Here is a 4175-nt window from a genome sequence, read left to right as displayed (position 1 = left end):
CCCCCTGGCCAAACCGCCGCCCCCGCCACCCCCGCCGGGCATCGAACCAAGCCCCCCGGTCATCGACGTCAACCCCGGCGGAAACCCGACAGACTGAATCCCGCTCCCGCCGCCAGGTATCTGTTCGGCACCGCCCGCAAACGGATTTGCCACCGCCGGAGCTCCGGCACAGGCTTTCTCTCAAGGGCTTTCAACAGGATCGGCATTGGGGTCGTTGCCGCCTGCGACCGGGACCGGCACCCCGGCGGCCGGGCAGACAGCCGCAACTCCAGCGGCGGGACTGACGTCGGGCGCGGGTGTGCCCTCGGCGGGGGTGGCAGCGGCAGGTGCGACCCCGCCCACGGTTAATCCCGCGGGCGCCGGGGTGGCCAACTCTGCGGGGACGGCGGGTGCGGCGCCGGCGGCGATGATGCTTCCCCCGCCGGGTATGGGCGCTCCGGCGGCTCCTGTAGCTGGGGGCGCCAGTGGTGCAGCGCCGGTGGCCCCTGCCGGCAATTCGGCCACAGCGGGTGGTTCGGCGCCGGCTACGAACTCAGCGGGCTCGCCGGGCGGATCGGGTGGGGCGGTGGTGGTGCCGGCCGCCACTGTGAGCGCTGGAGCGGGGTCCACCCGGCGCGAAAGGTCTGATTCACCGGAGTTGGCTGCCGCAAAAGCGTTGGTGCGCAAGCTCCGTCGTGACAGTGACATCGTTAATTACGCCTGCATCGAGTGGGCCGTGGGTGTGTTTCGGCGTGAGGCTGGTGGTGCCACCGAGTGTGTGGTGATGTCCAACGAGGGCTTCGGCTATATCCCGTGGGGAGTGTTCTTGCCGCGGACTGCACGCCTTTTAGCGGCAGATGAGCGGGTGGACAACCAATTTCGGGAACGCTGGTTCGGGTCATCCGACCCTGCCGAGGTGTTAGCCGAGTACGCACAACTGCGCGGGCGCGGTGGCACGCATCTGGTTGCCATGGCGGTCACTGCGGACAGTCCCTTCGGTCGCGCGCCCGGTGTCGAATACGCCGTCTGCCCCCGCGAATTCGATGATGGCCCCTACTCGCGGCCGATCCTCGACGACATGCACATGCACCGACTCGAAGCCTTCGATCCACAGTTGTATGCCCGGATTGTGCAGACGCCGCGCGAGGTGGTGCAGCGAGCCCTGCAACAGCTCGGCGTTCAGATGACGTGGACTGTGTCGAGGTGCGAGCAGATGACGCCCGAGCTGCGCGAGATGTGGAATGTGTTGGGTACCGGCGACGACATTTCGCAGCAGACCTGGAACCAATACCGGATCGCGACCAGCGTGTATTTCGTGAATTTAAGCGCGACCAGACCGCACTTAGAGTCTTCCACTGGAGAGCGCCAGACGTATCAGGCGCAATGGGTCACGGCACGCACCATGGAATTCGTGCAGGGCTGGGAGCAGGACCTGGCCGAGGCAGCGGACATGGTCTACGCCGCAGCGACCGCCCACGCCGATCCCGCCGATTTCGCCCACCAATTCGAAATGAGGCTGCGCGCAGTCGCAGCCGAGCTCGGCTGCGACGATATTGAGCACCACAGTGAGTGAACACGAATATTTGCAATGGCTTGCCGAGCAATGGCGCCAAGAGCAGCACCAGGAGTGGCAGGCTAAGTACCGTGGGGTAGAACACCTCGCGGTGCTGGGGGCACGTCATCGCGATCTGGTCTCGGCACTCACAGAGAGCGCACGGTGGGCGGTCGGTACTGCCACACTGGGCATCCCGCCCGAGTCGACCGCCCGGGTGGCTGGCTGGGCAACTGACCTGGAACGCGCCGCATGCGATCTGCGCCTGGCGGGTATGAAGTTCGCTGCCGCGATCTGTGATCTAGGGCTGACGTGGGATTTTTTGCAACCAGATCAGCCTTCAGCTCCATCAGACTGGATCAAGAAGTCGCGGCCGTGGTTGGCGCCTGATCCCGGACTCGTCGAGTTTGCGGCCGAGGACAGGTTCGGGCTGAGCTTGCTGGCGGCGACTCGGGCGGCAGGTGAGTCATGGTCGACTGAGGTCGCCGTTGCACCGCATTTTCTGTCTGCGTTGTCGTCGGCGGTGGAGTTGGAGCCGTACAGTGCGGCCGGTTCATTGGCCGCACAGCGCGCGGTTGCGACGTTGGAGCGCGCATGCGTTGAGTCCGTAGGTATTTCCTACAACCGAATGCTGTTCAGGGGTCGGGGTTGGGCTCGTGACGCTTCTGCCATCACGGAGGAAGACGTCGACGTGATCGCGGAGTGGATGCGGACTTTGGCCGATGCCGGGATACCAAAAGCTTTGTGTGAAGCGGTTTTTCGCGACTTTCCGGTTGTTTACGATCACGCCCTTGCCGCAGCGCGTAGTAAAGCGGAGTCGATGTGACGATCCGCTGCTAACGCAGCCGGGGAACTTGCGCTCCTAATCCTTTCAAGGGGCCCTTGAAAGGATTAGGCGTTCCGCCTAGTATTCAAGGCAGTCTTGAAACTAGTGAGGGGGCCACCATGGTGTCCGCAGCGGCAGCAGATCTCGGATGCTTTGGCGCGGTCAGCCCCGGGGGGTTGGTTCGGGTTCGGGTTGGGCGTGATGGTCGGACGGTAGAGATTGGATTGTCGGCGGGGGCGATGGTGTTGTCGGCCGCTGAACTTGCCGCGGACATTGTGTGTGTGAGTGTGTTGGCGTATATGCGGTTTGAGTTGGCGCAGAATCTTCGGGCACGCGATGAGGTGGCCGCCTATGCCCGTTTTGTCGCCACCTGCTGTGGGCGGCATCGGCGAGGTACCGGGCCGGTGGCGGCACGGGAGGAGTCCCGGGATGCGGCGCGGCCGGCGGCCGTGGCGCCGCAGGAGCGCGGCGTCCTGGCCGGGCGGGTGCTGGCTCGGGGCGTCCTGGCCGGGCGGGTGCTGGCTCGGGTGAAGCGTATTGAGGCGCTGCTGGCGGCCGTGCCGGTGAGTGGTGAATCGGCCAGGGATGCCGGCGAGGTGGTTGTGTCGGTCGATTCGGCCGGCCGGCTGGTGGGTGTGTCGTTGCCACCTGAGTGCACGGTCCGTTACCGCGCGGCCGAGCTCGAGGAAGTGCTCAACAGGACGTTGGGTGCGGTGAGTACGCCTGCTGCGGTGAGCCGACGCCGCCAACCCATCCCGGCCTGACATTTCAATTGTTCGCGCTGCTGGTGGAGCGTTTCAAGGCAGTCTGAAACAATCGGCGGTGTGGACGATGAGCGCCGAGCGCTGGGCGAACTTTTGGCCGCTCACGCGGAGATGGAGCACCTGACCGCGCAGATCGGCGCCGCGCGTGAGCGCCGCCGCGATGCGGCGCGCCGGCTGATCGCGTTGGGGCGCGGCACCTCCTGGATCGCGCGCCAGCTCGGCGTGACCGCCCAAGCGGTCGACGGGTTCATCAAATACCAAGAGCGCCAAGACAAAAAGCGCGGCCAGGTCTAGATGTCGATACCGCGGTCGCGGTCCTCGATGTGGCGATCGCGGTCCTGATGGCGATCGCGAAGCCAGGTTGCGTCCAGGTGACGCTGGTAGGCGCCGCGAATGGTGGCCTGGAGTTGATCTGCGCGGGTGAGGCTGGCGCGCAGCTGGTCGTCGAGCAGCGCGGGGTGCACGCGCCGTAGCTGGGTGAGCGCGGCATCGAGGTCCGGAGCAGACGGGCGTGGGGCGGTGTCAGATGGCGTGTGGTCACCGAGGGTGGTGGTCCAGGGCAATTCGGTGTGCAGCAGGCCCAGGAGCCGTTGTGAGGGCTGCGGGGGCCATGTTCGGCGGCCGGTGGTGTCGAGCAGGATGAGGCCAGCCTGCGTGGTGGCTGCGTGTTCGGCGAGGTCGGCCAGCACTGCCGGGTCGGCGGTGGCGGCGTCTTCGACGATGAGCAGGGCGCCCGGGGGCAATTGCCACTGCCTGGTGGTGATGTGGGTGCGGGCTTCGGTGATGTTGGCGGCGGTGTCGGCGAGCTCATCAGCGACGGCACGCTCGGCCTGGTCGCGGGTGGGGCTGCACCACAGGATTTTGCGGTCGGCGGCTGCTGCTGCGCTGTGCAGGGTGTGTAGGGCCGCGCGGCGCTCGGTCGAGTGTGGGGCGTCGATGACGGTGACAGCGAAGGGCAGGCGGGCTGTTCTGGTGAGCGCGGCGGCGAGGACGAATTGCGTACTCAGGCAAGCGGATTTGTCGACAATCTGCGGTTTCTGGGTCAGGTCGACGA

Annotated in this window: 5 protein-coding genes and 1 pseudogene; 4 read left to right on the top strand and 2 right to left on the bottom strand. The window is 66.2% G+C overall.

The window, feature by feature from the left end; genetic code table 11:
- Nucleotides 1–180: 180 nt before the first annotated feature.
- Nucleotides 181–609 (bottom strand): hypothetical protein, encoded by a 429-nt coding sequence (locus tag A9X01_RS30930; RefSeq protein WP_197089831.1) that lies wholly within the window; start codon nucleotides 607–609, stop codon nucleotides 181–183.
- 28 nt (nucleotides 610–637) lie between these two features.
- Between A9X01_RS30930 and A9X01_RS30925 the strand changes: the two genes are divergently transcribed.
- From A9X01_RS30925 to A9X01_RS22790, 4 genes are all read left to right on the top strand, one after another.
- Complete coding sequence (locus A9X01_RS30925) at nucleotides 638–1552, top strand: EspK C-terminal domain-containing protein (protein WP_196766262.1); 915 nt, start codon at nucleotides 638–640, stop codon at nucleotides 1550–1552.
- Nucleotides 1545–2357: a hypothetical protein gene (locus A9X01_RS22800; protein ID WP_007170766.1), complete on the top strand. Its 813-nt coding sequence runs from the start codon at nucleotides 1545–1547 to the stop codon at nucleotides 2355–2357. Before A9X01_RS30925 ends, A9X01_RS22800 begins: the two co-directional genes overlap by 8 nt.
- Before the next feature lie 281 nt (nucleotides 2358–2638).
- Nucleotides 2639–3121, top strand: a complete 483-nt coding sequence (locus A9X01_RS22795) for a hypothetical protein (protein ID WP_139823011.1) — start codon at nucleotides 2639–2641, stop codon at nucleotides 3119–3121.
- Between the two features lie 60 nt (nucleotides 3122–3181).
- Entirely contained in the window at nucleotides 3182–3415 is a 234-nt protein-coding gene (locus A9X01_RS22790) for a hypothetical protein (RefSeq protein WP_007170750.1), read from the top strand.
- On the opposite strand, the pseudogene A9X01_RS30690 reads toward A9X01_RS22790, so the two are convergent.
- Nucleotides 3412–4175, bottom strand: a pseudogene (locus A9X01_RS30690) (MobF family relaxase); the annotation flags it as partial. The gene A9X01_RS22790 and the pseudogene A9X01_RS30690 sit on opposite strands and share 4 nt — an antisense overlap.

Origin of the sequence: Mycobacterium asiaticum (genome assembly GCF_001668675.1) — a bacterium.
GTDB classification, from domain to species: Bacteria; Actinomycetota; Actinomycetes; order Mycobacteriales; family Mycobacteriaceae; genus Mycobacterium; species Mycobacterium asiaticum_D.
This window is presented reverse-complemented; position numbering and strand designations above follow the sequence as displayed.